The following is a 23,549-nucleotide window of genomic DNA, read 5'->3' on the forward strand; positions in this document are numbered from 1 at the left end:
GGTTCAGGCAATGATGTATTGATTGACCCACTGCATTCGCGAGCAAGCCCGCTCCCACATTTGGCTCGCGTAGAGTCAGATGCACTGCATTCCAGCCCAATCAGGAGCTCCATCAACATGGCCGTTAACTGCACCACCCTTGAACAAGTCCGCGCAAACATCGACCGCCTCGACCAGCAAATCGTCGCCCTACTGGCTGAACGCGGCCACTACGTTTGCCAGGCCGCTCGCTTCAAAAAAGACTCGGACGACGTCAAGGCGCCGCAACGGGTTGAACAGGTGATCGCCAAGGTGCGGGGGTTATCCGAGGCGTTGGGCGCTAACCCTGAGGTGACTGAGCAGGTGTATCGCGCCATGATTGCGGCGTTTATCCAGCAGGAATTGGCTGAACATGCCGCGCTGACGAATAACCAGACGGCATAACCCCCTTTGTGGCGAGCAGGCTTGCCCCGCTCGCCACAGAAGCAGGATTTGCCTGCTAAGGGGCGGGTGTCATCGCTTGGGTCAGGTCATCGACGACGGCCTTGCCCATCTCACACAGATAATGCGCGGCCCAGGCGTATTGTTCGCCGCGCACATCCATGGCGGCTTCCATGGCGAGTTTCTTCGAGTAAAAAAGCAAGGTGGAGGCGTGTTCCAGCGCTTGATCAATCGGCATGCCGGCATTGACGCGGAACAGCGGTTTTGCGTTTTCGCCGTAGTCGCCAAAGGTGACAACGCCGAGGGTGGTGATTGAGGACAGGGGTGGATCGGGGACGACTTTAGACATGGTTTTTCCTTAGGTTAATAAGTAAGAACCGCCACAGCACGTCGCTAAACATGGAGAGGTGGCAGCTGTACGCGGGTTAGCGAACCGGTAACCTAGGAACCCGGTAGACCCGAAGGTCTCCCGCGCACAGCCGCCATAACACGATAAGGCAGGCAAAAAGCGCGAGCCAAAGGAGTTGAGGAAGTCGTACCTACGTTTCTCGGGTCGCTAAACCCAGTCGCTGTTTTGCAGCGACCCGAGGAGGCTAGACACTCAAACCCTAAGGCACAATAGGCCAGGGATTCTCTAGGAAACGTCCTGCAATTTAAAGAGAATCGTCGTTGATGGCCCTTTAGCCCAACACCTTTCTCACCTCGCTTTCACACCTGCCCGACAAATCCCTGACTAGACTTGCCCTATCAGCCGTGAAACGGCCAGGGAGCAAGCGATGTGGCGGTACGCGTTAATGCTGTGCGCGGTAGTGGGGTTGTCGGGCTGCCAATCGACCCACCAGGAGTTGCTGGCTAAAGGTTATCCACCGGCCTTTGCCGACGGTTTTGATGACGGTTGCAGCAGCGGTCGCCAGGCCGCTGGGGTGATCAGTGGGGAGTTTCGCAAAAACGTACCGCGCTACCTGAAAGACCGCGAATACGCCGAGGGCTGGGAAGATGGCTTTCGCCAGTGCAAGGCCATGCGCGAGAACGAGGAGTTGCGCGACTACAAGGACAACCACTGGGATGACCGTGAGCGCGCCTGGCAGCACGAGAAAGACCGCGACGCCGGCAGGGCTTATCGCGCGCAATAGGTCGCTTTCAGACATCCAGCGAAACTAAAGCCCGGCGACCATGGCCCAACTTCCATAGAGGGAGCATGTCATGAGCCGAGCTTTTGTTAACGAAGACAACGCCGCCGCACAGGCCGACCAGCCGGTGGAGCGCCAGGTCAGTGAGCAACCCAATCACCTGACCGCGCAAGGGTTGGCGCAGTTGCAGGCCAAGGTCGCGCAATTGCAGCAGGAATACAGCGTCGAATCCGCCAGAGGCGAACAGGCCGATAAGCAGCGCCAGGCGGATCTTGAACGGGATTTGCGCTACTTCAACCAGCGCGTGCAAAGCGCACACGTGGTGGCGCCGGCCACCTCCACCGACAAGGTGCAGATCGGCAGTTGGGTCACCTTCGCCAACGAACAGGACGAACAGCAGCGCATTCAACTGGTGGGTGAAGACCAGGCCGATGCCGGCGCTAACCTGATCAATTGGGGCTCGCCGTTAGGCCGCGCATTGCTGGGCGCCCAGGTGGGCGACGAGGTGCTGTGGAAGCGCCCCGTCGGCGATCAAATGATTGAAGTGCTGCAGGTCGAGCCCGAGCGTTAAACGATACCTTGCGCCAGCATCGCGTCAGCCACCTTCACGAAGCCCGCGATGTTCGCGCCCTTCACGTAGTTGACCCGGCCGTTTTCCTCGCCGTAATGCACGCAGGCGTGGTGGATCGACTGCATGATGGTGTGCAGCTTGCTGTCCACTTCGCGGGCGGTCCACAGCAGGCGCATGGCGTTCTGCGACATTTCCAGGCCACTCACGGCCACGCCGCCGGCATTGGATGCCTTACCGGGCGCGAACAGAATGCCCGCCTCGATAAAGATATCCACAGCCTCAAGCGTGGTCGGCATATTCGCGCCTTCAGCCACGCAAATGCAGCCGTTGCGCAGCAGCGTGCGGGCGGCGTCGGCGCCCAGTTCGTTCTGGGTGGCGCACGGCAGCGCGATGTCGCAGGCCAACTCCCAAGGGGCTTTGCCTTTGCGAAACTCCAGGCCAAAGCGCTCGGCCAGTTCGCTGATGCGCCCGCGCTGCACGTTTTTCAACGTCAGCAGGGCCGACCATTGCTCCTCGGTCAAACCGCTTTCGGCGTACAGGGTGCCTTCGGAGTCGGACAGTGAAATCACCTTGCCGCCCAGGTCCATGACCTTGCGTGCCGCGTATTGCGCCACGTTACCCGAGCCGGACACGGCCACGCGTTTGCCTTCAACTCGCTGAGCATTGCGCTTGAGCATTTCTTCGGCGAAGTACACGCAGCCGAAACCGGTGGCTTCGGGACGAATCAGGCTGCCGCCGTAAGTCATGCCTTTGCCGGTCAGCACCGAGGTGAATTGGTTGCTGAGGCGTTTGTACTGGCCAAACAGAAAGCCGATTTCACGGGCGCCCACGCCGATATCACCGGCCGGCACGTCCACGTCCGCACCAATGTGGCGGTACAACTCGCTCATGAACGCCTGGCAGAAGCGCATGACTTCGGCATCGCTCTTGCCCTTGGGGTCGAAGTCCGAGCCGCCTTTGCCGCCGCCCATGGGCAACGAGGTCAGGGAGTTTTTGAAGGTCTGTTCGAAAGCCAGGAACTTGAGCACGCCCAGGTTCACCGACGGGTGGAAACGCAGGCCGCCTTTGTAGGGGCCGATGGCGCTGTTCATCTGGATGCGGAACCCGCGATTGACCTGGACCTTACCGTGATCATCCACCCACGACACTCGGAAGATAATCGCACGTTCCGGTTCGCAGATGCGCTCCAGAATACCCGACGTCAGGTAGTGAGGGTTGGCGTCGAGAAACGGCCACAAACTGCGCAGGACTTCTTCTACCGCTTGGTGGAATTCCGGCTGGTCGGGGTCGCGTTTCTTCAGGCGAGCGAGGAAGGATTCGACGGATTCGATCATGAAAAGTCTCGGCAAATTGATTGTTTTTAAGAGAGATTGAGCCGGACCTTAGCAATTCATGTTGCACCTGAAAAGCGCAAAATGTCGCCTTTGTGAATTTAAATGGTGCATTGGATATAAATTATTGTGCTTTTTTGCACCATGAAAGGGATTTCAACTCACGGCATGCACCAACAGTTAAACAGCCTTCGCGAGCAAGCCCGCTCCCACATTTGATCGGGTTCCCACTTTGGAATGCGGTCGAATGTGGGAGCGGGCTTGCTCGCGAATGAATTCAACGCGGTCCACCTGAATAACGCGCAAAAAAAACGGAGCCCGAAGGCTCCGCTTTTTTCAAACCAGCCCGACTCAGGCCAGTTTTTTGTGCCGTACACGGTGCGGCTGGGCAGCAGCTTCACCCAAACGCTTTTTGCGGTCCGCTTCGTACTCGGTGTAGTTACCTTCGAAGAACACCGCTTGGGAGTCGTCTTCGTACGCCAGGATGTGGGTCGCGACGCGGTCAAGGAACCACCGATCGTGAGAGATCACAATGGCGGCGCCCGGGAAGTCCAACAGGGCTTCTTCCAGGGAACGCAGGGTTTCAACGTCGAGGTCGTTGGACGGTTCGTCGAGCAGCAGCACGTTGCCGCCCTCTTTAAGGGTCAGGGCCAGGTGCAAGCGACCGCGCTCACCACCGGACAGGTCCTTGACGAACTTCTGCTGGTCGCCGCCCTTGAAGTTGAAACGGCCGACGTAAGTACGCGACGGGATTTCATAGTTGCCGATGCGGATCTGGTCGGAACCGTCGGAGATCTGCTGGAATACCGTCTTGCTGCCATCCAGGTCCTCACGGCTCTGATCCACACACGCCAGCTGCACGGTTTCGCCGACTTCGATGGTGCCCGAATCCGGCGTTTCCTTGCCCATCAGCATGCGGAACAGCGTGGATTTACCCGCACCGTTACCCCCGATAACACCGACGATCGCGCCTTTTGGCATAGAGAACGACAGGTTATCGATCAACACGCGGTCGCCATAACCTTTGGAAACGTTCTTGAACTCGATGACCTTGTCACCCAGGCGCGGACCGGCCGGGATGTAGATCTCGTTGGTTTCGCTGCGCTTCTGGAATTCCTGCGACTGCATTTCTTCAAAGCGTTGCAGACGTGCCTTGGATTTGGACTGGCGGGCCTTGGCGCCTTTGCGCACCCACTCCAGCTCTTCCTTCATGGCTTTTTCGTGGGCCGATTGCTGCTTGGATTCGGCGGCCAGACGGTCGGACTTGGCTTCCAGCCAACCGGAGTAGTTGCCCTCGTAAGGGATGCCGGCGCCACGGTCGAGCTCGAGGATCCAGCCGGCGACGTTGTCCAGGAAGTACCGGTCGTGCGTGATCGCAACCACGGTGCCCGGGAAATCATGCAGGAAGTGTTCAAGCCAGGCGACGGAATCGGCGTCCAGGTGGTTGGTCGGTTCGTCGAGCAGCAGCATGTCGGGTGCCGACAGCAGCAGGCGGCACAGGGCCACACGACGCTTTTCACCACCGGACAGGAATTCAACCTTGGCGTCCCACGCCGGCAGGCGCAGTGCATCGGCGGCGACTTCCAGCTGGCGGTCCAGGTTGTGACCGTCGCTGGCCTGCAGGATGGCTTCGAGCTTGGCCTGTTCGGCGGCGAGCTTGTCGAAGTCGGCATCTTCTTCGGCGTAGGCGGCGTAGACCTCGTCCAGGCGGGCCTGGGCGTTCTTGATCACGCTGACCGCTTCCTCGACCACTTCACGTACGGTCTTGGTCGGGTCCAGAATAGGCTCTTGCGGCAGGTAGCCGATGTTCAGTTCGGGCATCGGGCGTGCTTCGCCTTCGAACTCGGTGTCGACGCCGGCCATGATTTTCAGCAGCGTGGACTTACCCGAACCGTTGAGGCCGAGCACGCCGATCTTGGCGCCTGGGAAGAAGGACAGCGAAATGTTTTTCAGGATTTCCCGCTTCGGCGGAACAACTTTTCCCAGCCGATGCATGGTGAAGACGTATTGAGCCATGGTGAACCTAGCGTCAGTGACTGATGAATTAAGCGGGCGAAGCCCGTGCAGGCCATGCGCCGCGCGGGCCGTTGATGGTGATCAATGCCTGCGTGCGAAAAAAGCCTGAAGTCTGGGGCTGGAACGCCCCCGCGTAACCGGCAAAGCTACCTGAATGCGCTTGGGCAGTCCAGCCAGGCGGGACTGGCACTTTGCCACAACTCAAGGCATGCTAGCCGCCCTCCGGGCGTCCGGCTTATAGTGCACGTCGCGCGCCAATCCAGCCAAACCGCAGGATCACAGCTTGTCCAAAGTCACGCCGCCCACTCCTCTGCGCGCCGCTCATATAGCGCCGGGAGCGCCCCTGCACGGCACCTTGAAAGGCGCATTGGCGACGCTTGTCCTTATGCTGCTCGCGCTATTGTTCTGGCAACTGCTGGACCAATTGCAGCAAAACCAGAAAAACCAGCAGCAATACACCATTGATTACAGCGCCGACCTGGCTGAGCAGATCAGCCTGAACATGGCCCTGAGCGCGAAAATCGCCCTGAACCTGTTACCGATGGTCGAGCCGCCGCGTAACGACGAACAACAGCAAGCGCTGATGCGCACCTTGCAACGCTCGTTGCCGGAGCTGCGCAGTTTCGCCCTGCTCGCCCCCAGCGGTGCGCTGATCAGTGACAGCGCCAAAGACAGCCAGGACCGCGCCTGGCTTGAAGAACTGGTACAGCGCAGCCACTCGCAACCTTATTACCTGAGCAACAATGCCGACGGCACCCTCATTTATTTGTTGCTGCAGCAGCCCAGTGGCGGTTCAAAAATGTATTGGGCCCTGCGCCTGGCGCCCAGCTATCTGAGCAACCTCACCCGCCAGGATGGCCAGGGCCAGCGCCCGATGTGGGCCATCGAAAACCGCTTGAACCACCGCGTGGTCAGCCGCGACTCCGGCATGCCGGCACAGTGGGGCTCGGCGCTGACGCCGGATGAGTTGAATAAAAGCGTGTTGGTCACGCCCCTGAGTAAAAGTGACTGGCAGTTGCGCGGGCTGTTCGACCGCAGCGCCGTGCTGGAGCAACTGTTGCCGGCATTTATCGGCAAATGCCTGTTGGGCCTGGCCTTTTCGCTGATTCCGGTGATTGTGCTGCTGAATATGCGTCGCCGTCAGCGTCAGGTGCATGAAGGCCGCAGGCGTTATCAGGATATTTTCGAAGGCACCGGCGTGGCCCTGTGTGTGCTGGACCTGTCGGGGTTGAAGGCTTTTTTCGACAAATCCAAATTGCAGACTCGCGAGCAATGGCAGGTCTGGCTGCGCAACAACGCCGCAGAGCGCCAACAACTGCTTAAGGAATTGCGCGTCACCGAGGTTAACCAGGTGGCCGTGCGCCTGCTGAACGTCAGCTCTTGCGAGCAAGCGTGGGAGCGGCTCATTGATGATTGCCCGCGCAACGCCACGGCCATTGGCTTCCAGGTGCTGGAGGCGGTGCTGACCCAGCAAAAACAGTTGGAGTTGGAAATCCAGCTCAACGACTTCGCCGGCAATGACCAATACCTGTGGCTGGTAATGCGCCTGCCGGAGCAGCAGGACGACTTCAAGGCGGTGATTCTCAGCATCAGCGACATCACCAGCCGCAAGTTAATCGAGCTGTCGCTGGTGGAGCGCGAAAGCTTCTGGTCGGACGTGGTGCGTACCGTGCCCGACCACCTGTATGTGCAGGATGTGATCAGCCAACGCATGCTGTTCAGCAACCATCACTTGGGCCACACCCTCGGCTACAACAAGTCCGAACTGCAGCAAATGGGCGAGTACTTCTGGGAAATCCTGCTGAACCCGGAAGACGCCGAGCACTACCACGACTTGCGCCAGCAGCAACGCAAAGTCGGCTACACCACTCAACTGCACTGTCAGTTGCGCTTTCGTCACCGCAATAACCAATGGCGGCGCTTCGATATCCGCGAACAGGCCCTCGCCCGTGACAAATTTGCACAGGTCACCCGGATCATTGGCGTGGCCAAGGACATTACCGATCAGATCGAAGCCAGCGAATCCCTGCGCGACAGCGAGCAACGCTACCGCATGCTGGCCGAAAGCATCAGCGACGTGATTTGCTCCACCGACAGCCACCTGGCCCTCAACTACGTCAGCCCGTCGGTCAGCGCCGTGCTGGGCTATGACGTGGACTGGGTGTTCAAGAACGGCTGGCAGTCGATCATTGCCAACCCCCAGCAACTGAGCGGCATTTACAGCCTGGTGGAACACGTCAGCCGCGCGCTGGGCGACGCGGCCGCGTTGAACAAGCTGCGCGATGAAGTGCAGACTCAGTTGTTCCTGTTCGACTGCTTGCGCGCCGATGGGCGCAAAGTGCCGATCGAGCTGCGCCTGGTGCTGGTGTGGGACGACCACGGCGCGTTTGAAGGCATCCTCGGGGTGGGCCGCGATATCAGCCAGCAACGCCGCGCAGAGAAAGACCTGCGCATGGCCGCTACGGTATTTGAACACTCAACCTCAGCGATTCTGATCACTGACCCGGCAGGTTATATCGTGCAGGCCAACGAGGCGTTCAGCCGGGTCAGCGGCTATGCCGTGGCGGACGTGCTCGACCAATTGCCAAACATGCTTACCGTCGACGAGCAACAGGAAGCGCACCTGCGTTACGTGCTCAAGCAACTGCACCAGCACAGCACCTGGGAAGGCGAAGTCTGGCTCAAACGACGCAATGGCGAGCACTACCCGGCCTGGGTGGGCATTACCGCCGTGTTCGACGATGAAGGCGACCTGGCCAGCTACGTGTGTTTCTTCAGTGACATCAGCGAGCGCAAGGCCAGCGAACAGCGCATCCACCGTCTGGCGTATTACGACGCCTTGACCCACCTGCCCAACCGCACCTTGTTCCAGGACCGCCTGCACACGGCACTGCAGTCGGCTGAGCGGCAGAAGTCCTGGGTGGTGCTGATGTTCCTCGACCTTGACCGCTTCAAGCCGATCAACGACTCCCTGGGTCACGCCGCCGGCGACCGCATGCTCAAGGAGATGGCCACCCGCCTGCTGGGTTGCGTGGCCGAAGACGACACCGTGGCGCGCATGGGCGGTGACGAATTCACCTTGCTCCTGCAACCGCGAGTCAGCCGTGAGATGGCGCTGAACCGTGCCATATCGGTGGCCGAGCAGATTCTGGCGAGCCTGGTGAAGCCGTTTGTGCTGGAAGGCCGCGAGTTCTTTGTGACCGCCAGTATTGGCATCGCCTTGAGCCCGCAGGACGGCAACGAGCTGAGCCAACTGATGAAAAACGCGGATACCGCGATGTATCACGCCAAGGAACGCGGCAAGAACAACTTCCAGTTTTACCAGGCGGACATGAACGCCAGTGCCCTGGAGCGCCTGGAGCTGGAAAGCGACCTGCGCCACGCCCTGGAACAGAACGAATTCGTGCTGTATTACCAGCCGCAGTTCAGCGGCGATGGCAAACGTTTGACCGGCGCCGAAGCCCTGCTGCGCTGGCGCCACCCGCGTCGCGGCCTGGTGCCGCCTGGGGATTTCATTCCGGTGCTGGAAGAGCTCGGGCTGGTGGTGGATGTGGGCCGAAAGTCTCGGTCAACATTTCGGCGCGGCAATTCTCGGATGGCCAACTGGGCGAACGCATCGCCACCATTCTCAAGGACACCGGCCTGCCACCGGCGTGCCTGGAGCTGGAGCTGACCGAAAGTATCCTGATGCGCGAAGTCAACGAAGCCATGCAGATCCTCGCCAGCCTGAAAAACCTCGGCCTGAGCATTGCGGTCGACGACTTCGGCACCGGCTATTCGTCGCTCAACTACCTCAAGCAATTCCCCATCGATGTGCTGAAGATCGACCGCACCTTTGTCGACGGCCTGCCCTCTGGCGAGCAAGACGCGCAGATCGCCCGAGCCATTATTGCCATGGCCCACAGCCTGAACCTGGCGGTGATCGCCGAAGGCGTGGAAACCCATGAGCAGTTGGATTTCCTGCGTGAGCATGGCTGCGATGAGGTGCAGGGCTACTTGTTCGGGCGGCCGATGCCGGCGAATCGGTTCGAGGCGCAGTTCAGCAATGAAGCGCTGTTCATGTTTGACTGAAACCCTGCAGTGATGCTGATGGCCTCTTCGCGAGCAAGCCCGCTCCCACACTTGACCGAGTTGCAACTTTGAAAAGCGCTCGAATGTGCGCGCGGGCTTGCTCGCGAAGAGGCCGGTCACGGCACCGCCCATCTCCAGATGAGCCCCACTTGTCCGCGACATGATGTCCTTTCATATGCCATCTAAAACCCATTGGGTTAGAATGCCCTCCTTTTCTGCCCCCGATCCTTGAGGACCGCCATGTTCAGCCGTGATTTGACTATTGCCAAGTACGACGCCGATCTCTTTGCCGCCATGGAGCAAGAAGCCGTGCGCCAGGAAGAGCACATTGAGCTGATCGCTTCGGAAAACTACACCAGCCCCGCCGTCATGGAGGCTCAAGGTTCGGTTCTGACCAACAAGTACGCCGAAGGCTACCCAGGCAAGCGCTACTACGGCGGTTGCGAGTACGTCGACGTGGTTGAGCAACTGGCCATCGACCGCGCCAAGGAACTGTTCGGCGCCGATTACGCCAACGTCCAGCCACACGCCGGCTCCCAAGCCAACAGCGCCGTGTACCTGGCCCTGCTGCAAGGCGGCGACACCATCCTGGGCATGAGCCTGGCCCACGGCGGTCACCTGACCCACGGCGCCAGCGTTTCCTCCTCCGGCAAGCTGTACAACGCCGTTCAATACGGTATCGATGCCAACGGCCTGATCGACTACGACGAAGTCGAGCGCCTGGCGGTTGAACACAAGCCGAAAATGATCGTGGCCGGTTTCTCTGCCTACTCGCAGATCCTGGATTTCCCACGTTTCCGCGAAATCGCTGACAAGGTCGGCGCTTACCTGTTCGTCGACATGGCTCACGTAGCCGGTCTGGTCGCCGCTGGCGTCTACCCGAACCCGGTGCCTTTCGCTGACGTCGTGACCACCACCACGCACAAGACCCTGCGCGGTCCACGTGGCGGCCTGATCCTGGCTCGCGCCAACGCCGAGATCGAGAAGAAGCTGAACTCTGCCGTATTCCCTGGCGCCCAAGGTGGCCCGCTGGAGCACGTGATCGCCGCTAAAGCGATCTGCTTCAAAGAAGCCCTGCAGCCTGAGTTCAAGACTTACCAGCAGCAAGTCGTGAAAAACGCCAAGGCCATGGCCGGTGTGTTCATCGAACGCGGCTACGACGTGGTCTCCGGCGGTACTGAAAACCACCTGTTCCTGCTGTCGCTGATCAAGCAGGACATTTCCGGTAAAGACGCTGACGCCGCCCTGGGCAAAGCCTTCATCACCGTGAACAAAAACTCCGTGCCGAACGACCCACGTTCGCCGTTCGTCACCTCCGGCCTGCGCTTCGGTACTCCGGCGGTGACCACACGTGGCTTCAAGGAAGCAGAGTGCAAGGAGCTGGCCGGCTGGATCTGCGACATCCTGGCTGACTTGAACAACGAAGCCGTGATTGACGCGGTGCGTGAGAAGGTCAAGGCCATCTGCAAAAAGCTGCCGGTATACGGCGCTTGATTGCAGTTGCTTGAACAAAAAGCCCGGCGCTAGCGCCGGGCTTTTTTATGCCTGAAAACCCTGCCCTCTCAACACGAAATACATTCAAAGGTGGGAGCTGGCTTGCCTGCGATGTCGGGCTGTCAGTCAATGCAGTGGTGACTGAGCCACCGCCATCGCAGGCAAGCCAGCTCCCACAGTGACCGGGTTCCCATTCAGGGTTGATAGACCCGGGCAAAGCCTTCGCGAATCTTGTCTTCCGGCAGTTCGTCAGCAATAAACACGATCACACTTTCCCGCGCCTCGCCCTCGGCCCATTCGGTATCCCAATCGAACCCGTAGAGTTTGAGCACGCCCTGGAACACCATGCGCCGGTCTTCCCCGGCAATATTCAGCACGCCCTTGTAGCGCAGCAGTTGCTTGCCGTGGTCTTCCAGCAGTTCGTTCATGAACGCGCTGAGGCGGTCGATATCCAGCGGCTGGTCGGTGCGCAGCACCAGGCTGGAGATGCGGTCGATGGACGGTGCGGCGCTGACCGGGCGCAGGCTCATGCCGGCGTTGAGGTTAAAGCCGCGTACATCCAGCAATTCAGCCAGGTCGATGGCGCCGTGGTCGACCACGCGTATCGGCGCTCGGCGGTTGATGCGGGTCAGCCGTTGGCTGAGGGCGTCGAAGGTCGCCTCATCCACCAGGTCGCGCTTGCTCACCAAAAGCCGATCGGCAAAACCGATCTGAGCCTGGGCGATGGTCTGGGTCAGGTGGTGCTCGGCGTGCGCCGCATCCACCAGGGTGATGATGCCGTCGAGGATGTAGCGCTCGCGCAATTCTTCATCGATAAAAAAGGTCTGGGCCACAGGCGCAGGGTCCGCCAGGCCGGTGCACTCGATCACCAGCCGGTCGAAGGCAATCTCGCCGCTGTCCAGGCGTTCAAGCAGCAGGTACAGGGCTTTGGTCAGGTCGGTGTGGATGGTGCAGCACACGCAGCCGTTGGACAGGGTCATGACTTGCACCGGTTCGGCGCCCAACAGCTGGGTATCGATACCGGCGTCACTGAATTCGTTTTCGATCACGGCGATTTTCAGGCCGTGCTCGGCCTTGAGCAGGTGACGCAGCAAGGTGGTCTTACCGGCGCCGAGGAAGCCGCTGAGGACGGTGACGGGGATGGGAGAGGACAAAGACAGTTCTCCTGATAACTGAAGGAACACAAAACAAATGTGGGAGCGGGCTTGCTCGCGAAGGCGGTGTATCAGTCGAAGTCAGCATCAACTGACAGACCGCCTTCGCGAGCAAGCCCGCTCCCACAGAGGATCACTGCAAACCCGAGAACCGGGCTAGCAGCACTTAGGCCCACCCTTGCCACCGTAACGGGCCTCCTGGCGTTCCCGGAAGAACGCCTTGTAGTCCATCACCGGTTTGTCCGGGTGCTTGGTTTGCATATGCTCGACGTACGTATCGTAGTCGGGCATGCCGACCATCAGGCGCGCGGCCTGACCGAGGTATTTACCGAGGCGACTGATGTCATTGAACATGCTTGCAATCCTCGATTACGCGTCCGGTACAGCCTGGAATGGGGCTTCTTTATCCGTACGCTCTTTGTTGCCCCAGGCGGCGACGCCGACTTTGAGCGCATAGAACAGGATGCTGAATACCACGAACAGGAACAGCGCCGTCAGCGTTGCGTTGGTGTAGGCGTTCCAGATCACGTGCTGCATCTGGTCGATGTTCTTGGCCGGCGCGAGGATCTGGCCGCCGGCCAGGGCATCGCTGTATTTCTTGGCCAGCGACAGGAAGCCGATCGCCGGGTTAGCGTCGAACAGCTTGATGAAGCCTGCGGTCACGGTGCAGATCAGCAGCCAGACAGCCGGCAACATGGTCACCCAGATGTAGCGTTGGCGTTTCATTTTGATCAGCACAACGGTGGCGAGCATCAGCGCAATACCGGCCAGCATCTGGTTGGAGATACCGAACAGCGGCCACAAGGTGTTGATGCCACCCAGCGGGTCGATTACGCCTTGGTACAGCAGGTAACCCCACATCGCCACGCACCCGGCGGTCGCTATCAGGTTGGCCGGCCAGGAGTCGGTCCGCTTAAGCGATGGCACGAAGGAACCGAGCAGGTCTTGCAGCATGAAGCGACCCGCACGTGTACCGGCATCCACCGCCGTCAGGATGAACAAGGCTTCGAACAGGATTGCAAAGTGGTACCAGAATGCCATGGTGTTTTCACCCGGCAGCACACTGTGCAGGATCTGTGCGATACCCACCGCGAGCGTCGGCGCACCGCCGGCACGCGCCAGGATGGTGGTTTCGCCGATGTCATGGGCTACCGCCGTCAAGGCTTCCGGGGTAATCGCAAAGCCCCAGCTGCTGACGGTTTGAGCCACACTCACCACGTCAGCGCCGACCACCGCAGCCGGGCTGTTCATGGCGAAGTACACGCCAGGCTCGATCACCGAAGCAGCAACCATGGCCATGATGGCCACGAACGACTCCATCAGCATCGCGCCGTAGCCGATGTAACGGGCGTTGACTTCGTTATCCAGCAGCTTGGGCGTGGTGCCCGAGGAAATCAGCGCGTGGAAACCCGAGACCGCGCCACAGGCAATGGTGATGAACAGGAACGGGAACAGGCCGCCCTTCCACACCGGGCCGGTGCCGTCGATGAATTGGGTGAGTGCCGGCATTTTCAGCACGGGCATGGTGACCAGAATGCCGATTGCCAGGGCGATGATCGTGCCGATTTTGAGGAAGGTGGAGAGGTAGTCACGGGGTGCCAGGATCAGCCACACCGGCAGTACGGCTGCGACGAAACCGTAGCAGACCAGCATCCAGGTGATCTGGATACCCGTGAAGGAGAAGGCTTTGGCCCAGACCGGGTCAGCCGCAATCTGCCCGCCCAGCCAGATGGAACCCAGCAGCAACAGCACGCCGACCACCGAGATCTCACCAATGCGCCCCGGGCGGATGTAGCGCATGTACACGCCCATGAACATCGCGATCGGGATAGTCGCCATCACCGTGAAGATGCCCCAAGGGCTCTCGGCCAGGGCCTTGACCACGATCAGCGCCAGCACCGCGAGGATGATGATCATGATCAGGAAGCAGCCGAACAGCGCGATGGTCCCGGGAATGCGGCCCATCTCTTCGCGAACCATGTCCCCCAGGGAACGGCCGTTGCGACGGGTGGACAGGAACAGGACCATGAAGTCTTGCACCGCACCGGCCAGCACCACCCCGGCAATCAGCCAGAGGGTGCCTGGCAGGTAGCCCATTTGCGCCGCCAGTACCGGGCCGACCAGCGGGCCTGCACCGGCAATCGCCGCAAAGTGATGACCGAAAAGGATGTTTTTGTTGGTCGGCACGTAGTCCAGACCATCATTATTGAGCACTGCCGGGGTGGCCCGCAGTGGATCAAGCTGCATCACCTTGTTAGCGATGAACAGGCTGTAGTAACGGTACGCAACCAGATAGATGGCCACTGCAGCGACCACAATCCACAAGGCGTTGATCGCCTCGCCGCGGCGCAAGGCCACTACGCCAAGGGCGCACGCTCCTACGATTGCCAGCACCAGCCAGGGTAGGTGGCGTAGCAGGCTATTATTATTTTTCATTTTTATATTCCAGCCAGGGTGGACAGAAAGGACAGCGAGTCCGAGTTTAGCGCTACTGGCCTTAAAGGCCAGCCCCCTACGTTGGTCTAGAGCCTTCACAGCGTAAAAAAAGCAGAAAACCCGGCCCAATAGTGGCGCAGGGCTACAATCCCTATATTAAAAGAGGGTTTCACCATGACCGAGCAACCGTCTGATCGCCGTCGTTTTCGCCGGATAGCCTTTGATGCCAAGACCGCACTTCGGCAAAACGGCCAGGAATGGCAGGTACAGCTAGTGGACTTGTCGCTGAAGGGCTTGTTGGTGAAGCGCCCGTCGCCCTGGCTTGGCAATGCCACTGAACCTTTTGACGTGGATATCCACCTGGACGCCGAGACCGACGTGCAGATGCGGATACGGCTGACTCACGAGGACCCCAGCCAGTTGGGGTTTGTGTGCGAACACATTGACTTGGACTCGATCAGCCACCTGCGGCGGTTGATTGAGCTGAATGTGGGCGACCAGGAAGAACTGGAGCGTGAGCTGGGCGCATTGTTAGAGATTTGAAAACCCTCTACACCGCAGAGGCTACGGGTGTCTGAAGCGACAGTCAGGGAAACGCGGCACTCGGGGGGAAGTCGCTTTCCGTGTCCCAATAACCCGCCTTCTGACGCGACACGGCCTGCCATTGCCCATCGATAAAACGATAGGTCGTGTAGCGGGTTGCGAAATCATCGTCGCCGTCACCGTCCATAAAGGACGAGACCTGCAGTAACTCATCCGTACCGCCGGCGGCTGGCGTGGCGATCTGCCAGGCGGCTTTGCCGGTCTGGGCCAGGGTCAGCGGCTCGACCTTACCGTCCGCACCCTTATAGCTCATTGGTTTGAGTTGCTGTTTGGCCGGCAGCAGCAGCTGAGTCGCCGGGCCGCTGTAACTGCCCATCGGCGCCGTCTGGTCGATGCTCAAAAAGTACACCGTGTCCGGCAGGCCTTTAAGCGGGGCCTTCTTGATCTTGGCCAAGGGGTAGCCAAGGTCGTCGTGCGCCAGCACAGCGCCGGACGCCGACAGCAAACGTACCTGAGCGTTGAGCAACGGGTTCTCCACCAGATCGCCGGGCTCGTCAAACGAGTCCTCATCCAGGCCATTGCCCCAGCTGTCTTTGTGCAACTGCGCGCTGATGCGCTGGTCTTCCAGCACCTGCAACACGCTGCCGTCTTCCGTCGCCAACTTCTGGGCCAGGCGGTAACCGGCCGGCAGTGGGGCCGACTCAGCCCAGGCAATGCCCGGTAACCCGAGCAAGGCCACGAACAGGGCACATACCCCCCAACGATTGGTCTGTTGCATTGCGCTCATCCCTGATTGCTCCACGTTTATTCGAACAGCGCATCCAACGCCTGCTCCAGGCGCGTGACCGCAATAACCTGCAAGCCCGGCGGCGATTCCTTCGGCGCATTGCCCTTGGGCACAATCGCGCGTTTGAAACCGTGCTTGGCCGCTTCTTTCAGGCGCTCCTGGCCACTCGGCACCGGGCGTACCTCGCCCGACAGGCCGACTTCGCCGAATACCAGCAAGTCATGGGGCAGCGGGCGATTGCGCAGGCTGGACATCACCGCCGCCATCAACGCCAGGTCGGAGGCGGTTTCCAGCACCTTGACCCCGCCGACCACGTTGAGGAAGACGTCCTGGTCATGGGTGGGAATACCGCCGTGACGGTGGAGCACAGCGAGCAACATCGCCAGGCGGTTCTGATCCAGGCCGAGGGTGACCCGGCGCGGGTTGGCCAAGTGGCTGTCATCCACCAGCGCCTGCACTTCCACCAACATCGGGCGAGTGCCTTCCCACGTCGCCATCACCACACTTCCCGGCACTTCTTCCTGGGCGCGGGTGAGAAAAATGGCTGACGGGTTGGAGACTTCTTTCAACCCCCGGTCGGTCATGGCAAACACGCCCAACTCATTGACCGCGCCAAAGCGGTTCTTCACGGCCCGCAGCAAACGCAAGCGGCCATCGGATTCGCCTTCGAAATACAGCACCGTGTCGACCATATGCTCAAGCACTCGTGGCCCGGCCAGCGCGCCTTCTTTGGTCACGTGGCCGACCAGGAAGATCGCCGTGCCGCTTTGCTTGGCATACCGCACCAGCAGCGCCGCGCTTTCACGCACCTGGGATACGCCGCCCGGTGCCGACTGCAACTGCTCGGTGAAAATCGTCTGGATCGAGTCGATCACCATGACCTTGGGTTTTTCGATACGCGCCGTGGCGATGATGCTTTCGATGCAGGTTTCGGTCATCACCCGCAGTTGATCCTGGGGCAGGCCCAGGCGACGCGCGCGCATGGCCACTTGCTGTTGGGATTCTTCGCCGGTGACATACAGCGCCGGCATGCGACTGGCGATGCTGCACAGGGTTTGCAACAGGATGGTCGATTTACCGATGCCAGGGTCGCCCCCGATCAGCACCACCGAACCGTCCACCAGGCCACCGCCGAGCACGCGGTCCAGCTCACCGGACGCCGTGGAGAAACGCGGGATCTCTTCGACGCTGACTTCGGCCAAGGTCTTGATCTGCGCCTGCTGCCCGGTCCAGCCGGCTCGGCCAGTGGGGGCTGCGGCGCCGCCGCTTTCGATCATGGTTTCAGTCAGGGTGTTCCACGCGCCACACTCGGAGCATTGGCCGGCCCACTTGGGAAAGGTCGCGCCGCACTCCGTGCAGCCGTACATGCGCTTGGCCTTTGCCATTTGAGAACCTCCAACCGAAAAACCGCGATGATAGCTCAGCGCGGCGCCGGGGTCCGGATTTCACCACTGGCTAATCGTGAAGCACTGTTGCCGATCGGGTCCTCGGCGTTGAGGTCGGCGCCTTTGGCTTTTAATTCATCCATCAACTCAATGCGCTTGAACAGCCCGGCGTACATGGCGGCGGTCTGCCCCGCGCCGTTGCGCTGGTCGGGGTTGCAGTCGGTGGCCAGCAGGCGCTGGGCGATTTTCAACTCACCTTTGAAGATTGCCCCCATCAACGCGGTGTTGCCGCGTTTGTCCTGCACGCAGGCGTCGGCGCCCGCATTGAGCAGGCGCTCCACGAAAGAGCCCTGGCCGTGGTAGGCGGCAAGGATCAGTGCGGTGTAGCCCTTTTCGTCCTGGGTGTTGAGGCTGTAGCCGGACTCAATGAAGGTGTTGAGCATATCGACATCGCCACGGCGCGCGGCGTCGAAGTAGTAGTCCTGCAACTGCGCCTTGAGCGCGACCGGGTCCGGGGACTCGGCATGGACGACGAAGGCAAGCATTGCCATCAGTAAACCGAGAGAGATTCGCACGGGTTTTCTCCTAACAGGGGCCGACACCCTGGTCAGGGCGTCGACCGGAACCAACGTCAGTCAGTCAGTTTTTCTGCCAGCGCTTTAACGCGCGCCAGGTCACCTTTAGCGACCTTGGTCACGCCGGTGCCGTACTCCGGGTCGGCTTTATAGAGGAACGACAGGATGATGTGCTTGCTTTCATCATCCGTCGTTGCCAGGGAGCCGCCGAAGTTTTCGATCAGGTCCTGACGCTCTTTCTTGGTGTAGGAGCGGTATAAATCCCCGGCCTGCTTGAAGTTCTGCTCACGCTGGATCTTCGCCTGCTGGGTGCTACCTGACAGCGCCGACTGGCTGTAGCGCGCAGTTTGCGGCTCTTCGCGCGGCAACAGGCGGCTTGGCTGGTAGTTCACGCCGGTGGTGGTTTTACCGAAATTCATCGCGCCGTCCTGGTTACCGTTGTTGACGGTGACACGGGGTGCGTTGATCGGCAGTTGCAGGGCATTCGCCCCCAGGCGGTACATCTGGGTGTCGGCGTAGGAGAACACCCGGCCTTGCAGCAAACGGTCTTCCGACGGCTCGATGCCCGGCACCAGGTTGGCCGGGGCCATGGCCACCTGCTCGGTTTCCTGGAAGACATTCGCCGGGTTGCGGTTCAACACCATTTGCCCGACTTTACGCTCCGGCACGTTCGGCCAGATCTTGGTGGCGTCCAGTGGGTCGAAATCGAACGTGGCCAAGTCCTCGGGCTTAAGCACTTGCACATACAGGTCCCACTTGGGGAAGTCGCCCTTGTTGATGTGGGTAACCAAGTCATTGGTCATGTGGCTGTAGTCACGCCCTTGCACCTCGGTAACTTGCTTGGGATCAAGGTTCTTGATGCCTTGCAGGCTTTTCCAGTGGAACTTGACGTAGTGCACTTCGCCTTTGGCGTTGATCAACTTGTAGGCATGTACGCCATTGCCGTCCATTTCCCGATAGCTGGCCGGGGTGCCGGAGTCGGAGTACAACTCGGTTAGCGTGCGGGTGGACTCGGGGACATGGGAGAAGAAGTCAAACCGACGGGAGTCGTCGTCCAGGTTAGTGCGTGGGTCGGGTTTGAACGCGTGAACCATGTCTGGGAACTTAATGGCGTCACGGATGAAGAACGTCGGGAAGTTATTCCCAACCAGGTCCCAGTTACCTTCAGCGGTGTAGAACTTGGTGGCGAAGCCGCGCGGGTCACGCAGGGTTTCCGGAGAGTGGTTGCCGTGGACCACGGCCGAGAAGCGCACGAACACCGGTGTCGCCTCACCTGCAGCGAAGACCTTGGCTTTGGTCAGGTCGCTGAGGTTGTCGGTGACGGTGAAGGTGCCGTGGGCGCCCGTGCCGCGGGCATGTACCACACGCTCGGGGATGCGCTCACGGTCAAAGCGCTGCAGTTTTTGAATAAGCTGCACGTCCTGCAACAGCACCGGACCATTGGCGCCGGCCGTTTGTGAGTTCTGGTTGTCCCCCACGGCAGCGCCGTTATCGCGGGTCAGGTTGGCGGCTTGTACAGAGAGGGAAAGCAGGCTGGCGGTCACCAGTGCCAACGCGTAGCGCGCTGAAACCGGCCCGCGGCTCATTGGAGTATTCATCGAGGTGTCCTCTGGTTTTTTTCGTGCACATTCAGTTGTGCTTGCCAGAGGCTAGTGACCTGCGAGTCAGAAGATAAATAGAAAAACACCACCAGCACGATTAAGAAAAAAATCTGGTAACCCACTGAAACAAGCGGTATTTCGCGCGCGATTGGTGGCACTTTGCAAACTATTTGCGGTTAAATGTGTCGATAAAAATTGACAGTGTTAACGGTTGTTTCGGGCAAGCCGCCTGCGACTGAATTACACTGACCTCCACCCTTCTCATCTGTAACAAGGAATAACCTATGGGCGTGATCAGTGAGTTCAAGGCCTTCGCGGTCAAAGGTAATGTGGTCGATATGGCCGTCGGTATCATCATCGGTGCGGCCTTCGGCAAGATTGTTTCCTCGTTTGTAGGCGACGTGGTGATGCCACCCATCGGTCTGCTGATCGGTGGCGTGGACTTCGCTGACCTGGCCGTGCAACTCAAGGCGGCGCAAGGCAGTGCGCCGGCCGTGGTATTGGCGTACGGCAAATTCATCCAAAGCATCATCGATTTCGTGATCATCGCGTTTGCGATCTTCATGGGCGTGAAGGCGATCAACCGCCTCAAGCGTGAAGAGGCTGTGGCGCCGACCCTGCCGCCAACGCCGAGCAAAGAGGAAGCCTTGCTGACCGAGATCCGTGATCTGCTCAAGGCTCAGAACGACAAGCCGCTTTAAACCGGCGGATCCAGAAAGGCGCCTATTGCAGGCGCCTTTTTTATTACCAATAGTTTTCCACCGCCACTTGCCCTGGGCGCCGGCTCAGGCTCAGTTGCATGTCGCGTTGTTTGAGCAGTTGGCGTGTGTCGTCGACCATCTGCGGGTTGCCACAAATCAGCACGCGGGAGAATTCCGGGGTCAGCTCGACGCCGGCCGCGCGTTCCAGTTCGCCATTCTCGATCAGCGTGGTAATGCGCCCGTTCAGCGCCCCGGGATGCTGTTCACGCGTCACGATGGGGATGTAGACGAGTTTATGGGCGTATTCGGCCAGGTACTCTCGCTCGCCCAACGCGGCAATCAGTTGCTGATAGGCAAGCTCTTTGGCCTCGCGGGCGCTGTACACCAGCACGATACGCTCGAATTTCTCCCAGACCTCGAAATCCTGCAGGATCGACAAAAACGGTGCCACCCCGGTACCAGTGCCCAGCAGCCACAGGTCGCGCCCGTCCACAAAGCGGTTCAGGGTCAGGAAGCCTGTGGCCTGGCGCTCCACCATCAAGGTGTCACCCACCTGAAGGCGGCTCAGTTCACTGGTGAATTCACCACCCGGAACAACAATAGAGAAGAAGTCCAAGTGCTCGTCAAACGGCGAAGACACGATGGAGTAAGCACGCCATACGGTACTCCCGTCCGCCTTGCTCACCCCCAGGCGCACAAACTGGCCGGCGGTAAACCGAAAGCCCGGATCGCGCGTGGTGCGCAGGGTAAACAGGCTAGGCGTCAGCGATTGCACGTCGAGCAACGTCTGGCGGGTAAATTTCTCAGCACTGGCCGTCATAGGGGGCTCCGTTCAACAGGAACCCTAGTGTCCCCCAAAGTCGCGCAAGGAAACACCGTTGGTTTGTACTGGCATTATCGTTAGCCCGATGTTTACAGCCAGATAAATAGTAAGACTATTACATTGCAGTGACAGTTAAACGCGGGGAAGGCATTAAACCCTAACTAATCATTTAGCTATTTCCCCACGCTCTATATGCCATTAGATGACACAGCCAACCTAAATAATATCAATACAACATCATCTGCAACCTGTTAAAACCCAAGCATTTTTATTACGCACCTGTGAACTTACACAAAAGCTTAATTACTGTACAAGTTTAAGAAGTGTAAAGACCACCGCCGGATGACATTTTTTTCACCTTACTACGTAGCCTTTATCCTACACTCCTTTGCGTGCCTCATTGGGAGCCAGGAAGTGCCCGGGCAACAACGACATTCATGGAGAGTTACCGATGGTCAACTGGCGCAACACGAGGATTCCCAAACTCGAAGGCGAGAACAAGATCACCACTATTTATGAGATGGTCGTGAATCACACCTATGAACTCGACTTTGAATATTGCTCATTTACGATGAGTTCTCTACAACCTACCCATCAAACTAAACCGGTGCACTTAAACAACTATCCAAACGAATGGAACAGCGTCTACAAACAAGCGAATTTCTTTGACATAGACCCGGTAGTAGCCCACTGCAAACGTAGCGTCCTACCTATTGTGTGGGACGAAAAAACCTTCAGTACCACGCCACACTTATGGTCGTTGGCCCAGTCGTTTGGCGTGAATTTTGGTTGGACCCAGGCAGTACACGACTTCCAGGGCGTGTTCAGCATGCTGACCCTGGGCCGAAGCAGCGGCGAAGTCAGTCCGCAAGAGCTTTACGAGAAAGCTGGCCAGACACTGTGGCTGTGTCACGTATTGCACGCGGCCGTGGCACAAAAATATGCTGATAAACCGAGTATTACGCCGCCTTGCAAATTGACCCCACGGGAAACGGAAATCCTCAAATGGTCAGCCATGGGCAAGACGGCGTCGGACATTGCCACCATCCTGTGCCTGTCAGAACGGACTGTGGGGTTTCATATCAGCAGCTGCCTGAAAAAACTGGGCGTGAATAACAAGATCGCCGCCGTGCTCTGTGCCTCGAAAGCAGGCCTGTTTTAACCGGCGTACAAACACCGCATGTAATCCCTGCGAAAAAAAAGTAACATTTACGGGCTATTCTGAGTGTTGAAGCTGCGCCTCCGTGCCGCCTCGCCGTCCACTCAGTTGCTGCTCATACCGCCAGTTCCGCCGGCTGCCCACACCCGCCGCCGCCCATCGTTGACCCAGAGCCTCCCCCGCCATGCCCCTGCTTGACAGTCCCTTCGCCCAACTCGATCTGATCCGCCAGCCAGAGCAACACAATGACCCGCTGCAGGCTTTCGATGCCGCCGACGAGTATCTGCTCGGCTACCTGGCCGAACAGCAGCATGGCGCCGTCACCCGCGTACTGGTGCTCAATGACAGCTTCGGGGCTTTGGCGGTCAGCCTGGCAGGCAAGGTTCAGGTGACGTCCAGCGGCGACTCGTTTCTGGCAGCCCAGGGCCTGGAGAAAAACCTGGTGCGCAACGGCAAGGCGTTTGATGCAGTGGCATTCGTCCCCGCCAGCCAGGTGCCGAGCGGGCCGTTCGACCGCGTGCTGATCCGCGTGCCGAAAACTCTGGCTTTGCTGGAAGAGCAACTGATTCGTCTACAGGGGCAGTTGGCGCCGGGCGCCGAGGTCATCGCCGGCGCTATGATCAAGCACCTGCCGCGCGCCGCAGGCGAGCTGCTTGAGCGCTACATCGGGCCGATGCACGCTTCGCTTGCGGTCAAAAAAGCCCGGCTGCTGATCGCCACCGCTGAAGATCGCCCGGTCGCCGCCTCGCCCTACCCCACCCGCTACGCCTTGGACACACCAGCCATCGAGTTGCGTAACCACGCCAACGTGTTCTGCCGTGAAGGCCTGGACATCGGAACCCGCGCCTTCCTCCCGCACCTGCCGAAAAACCTCGGCAGCGCTCGCGTCGCCGACCTGGGCTGCGGCAACGGCGTGTTGGCGATTGCCAGTGCACTGCAAAACCCCGACGCGCAGTACACGCTCGTGGATGAATCCTATATGGCCGTGCAGTCGGCGCTCGAGAATTGGCAGGCGGCACTTGGCCCGCGAGAGGTGGTCGTTCGCGCTGCTGATGGCCTCGCCGGCCAGGAACCGCAGTCCCTGGACGTGGTGCTGTGCAACCCGCCGTTCCACCAGCAACAGGTGGTCGGCGACTTCCTTGCCTGGCGCATGTTCCAGCAGGCCCGTGAGGCCTTGGTGGTCGGCGGCGCGCTTTACATCGTGGGTAACCGCCACTTGGGCTATCACAGCAAGTTGGCGCGTTTATTCCGTGGCGTCGAGCAAGTGGCCGCCACGCCGAAATTCGTGATTCTCAAAGCGCGCAAATAAAAAACCCCGCCTTTCTCGCAAAAGGCAGGGTTGAAAACCGGGC

The 23,549-nt window shown here is 59.6% G+C and carries 19 protein-coding genes and 1 pseudogene; 9 read left to right on the forward strand and 11 right to left on the reverse strand.

Annotated features, from left to right (window positions below; translation table 11 throughout):
- The first annotated feature begins 117 nt into the window (after positions 1-117).
- Positions 118-423, forward strand: coding sequence for a chorismate mutase (locus A7D21_RS05140; protein ID WP_069551194.1), 306 nt, complete (start codon positions 118-120; stop codon positions 421-423).
- 55 nt (positions 424-478) lie between these two features.
- Here the strand turns inward: A7D21_RS05140 and A7D21_RS05145 are convergent, their stop codons facing one another.
- On the reverse strand, positions 479-769 hold the full coding sequence (locus A7D21_RS05145; protein ID WP_069551195.1) for a DUF3077 domain-containing protein: 291 nt from the start codon (positions 767-769) through the stop codon (positions 479-481).
- 427 nt (positions 770-1,196) lie between these two features.
- On the opposite strand from A7D21_RS05145, the gene A7D21_RS05150 reads away from it, so the two are divergent.
- Complete coding sequence (locus A7D21_RS05150) at positions 1,197-1,553, forward strand: hypothetical protein (protein ID WP_053258101.1); 357 nt, start codon at positions 1,197-1,199, stop codon at positions 1,551-1,553.
- Positions 1,554-1,623: 70 nt separating this feature from the next.
- Positions 1,624-2,121, forward strand: a complete 498-nt coding sequence (locus A7D21_RS05155) for a GreA/GreB family elongation factor (RefSeq protein ID WP_053258102.1) — start codon at positions 1,624-1,626, stop codon at positions 2,119-2,121.
- Here the strand turns inward: A7D21_RS05155 and gdhA are convergent.
- The gene (gene gdhA, locus A7D21_RS05160; RefSeq protein WP_069551196.1) at positions 2,118-3,455 is read right to left on the reverse strand and encodes an NADP-specific glutamate dehydrogenase; all 1,338 of its coding nucleotides are present in this window, start codon (positions 3,453-3,455) and stop codon (positions 2,118-2,120) included. The two genes, A7D21_RS05155 and gdhA, sit on opposite strands and share 4 nt — an antisense overlap.
- A gap of 348 nt (positions 3,456-3,803) precedes the next feature.
- The gene (ettA, locus tag A7D21_RS05165; protein ID WP_053258104.1) at positions 3,804-5,468 is read right to left on the reverse strand and encodes an energy-dependent translational throttle protein EttA; all 1,665 of its coding nucleotides are present in this window, start codon (positions 5,466-5,468) and stop codon (positions 3,804-3,806) included.
- A gap of 283 nt (positions 5,469-5,751) precedes the next feature.
- On the opposite strand from ettA, the pseudogene A7D21_RS05170 reads away from it, so the two are divergent.
- Both A7D21_RS05170 and glyA read left to right on the forward strand, forming a co-directional pair.
- A pseudogene (locus A7D21_RS05170) lies at positions 5,752-9,539 on the forward strand (EAL domain-containing protein).
- Between the two features lie 240 nt (positions 9,540-9,779).
- Positions 9,780-11,033, forward strand: a complete 1,254-nt coding sequence (gene glyA, locus A7D21_RS05175) for a serine hydroxymethyltransferase (RefSeq protein WP_064454215.1) — start codon at positions 9,780-9,782, stop codon at positions 11,031-11,033.
- A 194-nt stretch (positions 11,034-11,227) separates the two neighbouring features.
- Here the strand turns inward: glyA and yjiA are convergent, their stop codons facing one another.
- The 3 genes from yjiA to A7D21_RS05190 form a co-directional block, all read right to left on the reverse strand.
- The gene (yjiA, locus tag A7D21_RS05180) at positions 11,228-12,187 is read right to left on the reverse strand and encodes a GTPase (RefSeq protein WP_069551197.1); all 960 of its coding nucleotides are present in this window, start codon (positions 12,185-12,187) and stop codon (positions 11,228-11,230) included.
- Positions 12,188-12,343: 156 nt separating this feature from the next.
- Positions 12,344-12,541, reverse strand: a complete 198-nt coding sequence (locus A7D21_RS05185) for a YbdD/YjiX family protein (protein WP_003194308.1) — start codon at positions 12,539-12,541, stop codon at positions 12,344-12,346.
- A 15-nt stretch (positions 12,542-12,556) separates the two neighbouring features.
- Complete coding sequence (locus tag A7D21_RS05190) at positions 12,557-14,623, reverse strand: carbon starvation CstA family protein (RefSeq protein WP_069551198.1); 2,067 nt, start codon at positions 14,621-14,623, stop codon at positions 12,557-12,559.
- Positions 14,624-14,797: 174 nt separating this feature from the next.
- On the opposite strand from A7D21_RS05190, the gene A7D21_RS05195 reads away from it, so the two are divergent.
- Complete coding sequence (locus A7D21_RS05195; RefSeq protein WP_069551199.1) at positions 14,798-15,166, forward strand: PilZ domain-containing protein; 369 nt, start codon at positions 14,798-14,800, stop codon at positions 15,164-15,166.
- Between the two features lie 43 nt (positions 15,167-15,209).
- Here the strand turns inward: A7D21_RS05195 and A7D21_RS05200 are convergent, their stop codons facing one another.
- From A7D21_RS05200 to katB, 4 genes are read right to left on the reverse strand one after another with little or no spacing between them, the layout of a single operon-like run.
- Entirely contained in the window at positions 15,210-15,944 is a 735-nt protein-coding gene (locus A7D21_RS05200) for a hypothetical protein (protein WP_069551257.1), read from the reverse strand.
- A 26-nt stretch (positions 15,945-15,970) separates the two neighbouring features.
- Positions 15,971-17,338: a DNA repair protein RadA gene (gene radA, locus A7D21_RS05205; RefSeq protein ID WP_053258110.1), complete on the reverse strand. Its 1,368-nt coding sequence runs from the start codon at positions 17,336-17,338 to the stop codon at positions 15,971-15,973.
- Positions 17,339-17,373: 35 nt separating this feature from the next.
- On the reverse strand, positions 17,374-17,913 hold the full coding sequence (locus tag A7D21_RS05210) for an ankyrin repeat domain-containing protein (protein ID WP_053258111.1): 540 nt from the start codon (positions 17,911-17,913) through the stop codon (positions 17,374-17,376).
- Between the two features lie 56 nt (positions 17,914-17,969).
- A complete protein-coding gene (gene katB / locus A7D21_RS05215; RefSeq protein ID WP_069551200.1) occupies positions 17,970-19,511 on the reverse strand; it encodes a catalase KatB in 1,542 nt (513 codons plus the stop codon).
- A gap of 287 nt (positions 19,512-19,798) precedes the next feature.
- On the opposite strand from katB, the gene mscL reads away from it, so the two are divergent.
- A complete protein-coding gene (gene mscL, locus A7D21_RS05220; protein ID WP_053258113.1) occupies positions 19,799-20,215 on the forward strand; it encodes a large-conductance mechanosensitive channel protein MscL in 417 nt (138 codons plus the stop codon).
- A 43-nt stretch (positions 20,216-20,258) separates the two neighbouring features.
- Here mscL and A7D21_RS05225 read toward each other — a convergent pair whose 3' ends face one another.
- A complete protein-coding gene (locus A7D21_RS05225; RefSeq protein ID WP_069551201.1) occupies positions 20,259-21,035 on the reverse strand; it encodes a ferredoxin--NADP reductase in 777 nt (258 codons plus the stop codon).
- A gap of 454 nt (positions 21,036-21,489) precedes the next feature.
- Here A7D21_RS05225 and A7D21_RS05230 point away from each other — a divergent pair, with 454 nt between their 5' ends.
- Together A7D21_RS05230 and A7D21_RS05235 are read left to right on the forward strand one after the other, a co-directional pair.
- A complete protein-coding gene (locus A7D21_RS05230; RefSeq protein ID WP_053258115.1) occupies positions 21,490-22,200 on the forward strand; it encodes a LuxR family transcriptional regulator in 711 nt (236 codons plus the stop codon).
- 181 nt (positions 22,201-22,381) lie between these two features.
- Entirely contained in the window at positions 22,382-23,506 is a 1,125-nt protein-coding gene (locus tag A7D21_RS05235; RefSeq protein WP_053258116.1) for a methyltransferase, read from the forward strand.
- The last annotated feature ends 43 nt before the right edge of the window (positions 23,507-23,549 follow it).

The sequence above is a fragment of the Pseudomonas sp. AP19 genome (assembly GCF_001728855.1).
In the GTDB taxonomy this organism is placed as follows: domain Bacteria; phylum Pseudomonadota; class Gammaproteobacteria; order Pseudomonadales; family Pseudomonadaceae; genus Aquipseudomonas; species Aquipseudomonas fluorescens.

Bases quoted from the DNA above. Each gene is read 5' to 3' on its own strand.
- A7D21_RS05140 (WP_069551194.1), top strand. From the start codon at position 118: ATGGCCGTTAACTGCACCACCCTTGAACAAGTCCGCGCAAACATCGAC.
- A7D21_RS05145 (WP_069551195.1), bottom strand. From the start codon at position 769: ATGTCTAAAGTCGTCCCCGATCCACCCCTGTCCTCAATCACCACCCTC.
- A7D21_RS05150 (WP_053258101.1), top strand. From the start codon at position 1,197: ATGTGGCGGTACGCGTTAATGCTGTGCGCGGTAGTGGGGTTGTCGGGC.
- A7D21_RS05155 (WP_053258102.1), top strand. From the start codon at position 1,624: ATGAGCCGAGCTTTTGTTAACGAAGACAACGCCGCCGCACAGGCCGAC.
- gdhA (WP_069551196.1), bottom strand. From the start codon at position 3,455: ATGATCGAATCCGTCGAATCCTTCCTCGCTCGCCTGAAGAAACGCGAC.
- ettA (WP_053258104.1), bottom strand. From the start codon at position 5,468: ATGGCTCAATACGTCTTCACCATGCATCGGCTGGGAAAAGTTGTTCCG.
- glyA (WP_064454215.1), top strand. From the start codon at position 9,780: ATGTTCAGCCGTGATTTGACTATTGCCAAGTACGACGCCGATCTCTTT.
- A7D21_RS05185 (WP_003194308.1), bottom strand. From the start codon at position 12,541: ATGTTCAATGACATCAGTCGCCTCGGTAAATACCTCGGTCAGGCCGCG.
- A7D21_RS05190 (WP_069551198.1), bottom strand. From the start codon at position 14,623: ATGAAAAATAATAATAGCCTGCTACGCCACCTACCCTGGCTGGTGCTG.
- A7D21_RS05195 (WP_069551199.1), top strand. From the start codon at position 14,798: ATGACCGAGCAACCGTCTGATCGCCGTCGTTTTCGCCGGATAGCCTTT.
- A7D21_RS05200 (WP_069551257.1), bottom strand. From the start codon at position 15,944: ATGCAACAGACCAATCGTTGGGGGGTATGTGCCCTGTTCGTGGCCTTG.
- radA (WP_053258110.1), bottom strand. From the start codon at position 17,338: ATGGCAAAGGCCAAGCGCATGTACGGCTGCACGGAGTGCGGCGCGACC.
- katB (WP_069551200.1), bottom strand. From the start codon at position 19,511: ATGAATACTCCAATGAGCCGCGGGCCGGTTTCAGCGCGCTACGCGTTG.
- mscL (WP_053258113.1), top strand. From the start codon at position 19,799: ATGGGCGTGATCAGTGAGTTCAAGGCCTTCGCGGTCAAAGGTAATGTG.
- A7D21_RS05225 (WP_069551201.1), bottom strand. From the start codon at position 21,035: ATGACGGCCAGTGCTGAGAAATTTACCCGCCAGACGTTGCTCGACGTG.
- A7D21_RS05230 (WP_053258115.1), top strand. From the start codon at position 21,490: ATGGTCAACTGGCGCAACACGAGGATTCCCAAACTCGAAGGCGAGAAC.
- A7D21_RS05235 (WP_053258116.1), top strand. From the start codon at position 22,382: ATGCCCCTGCTTGACAGTCCCTTCGCCCAACTCGATCTGATCCGCCAG.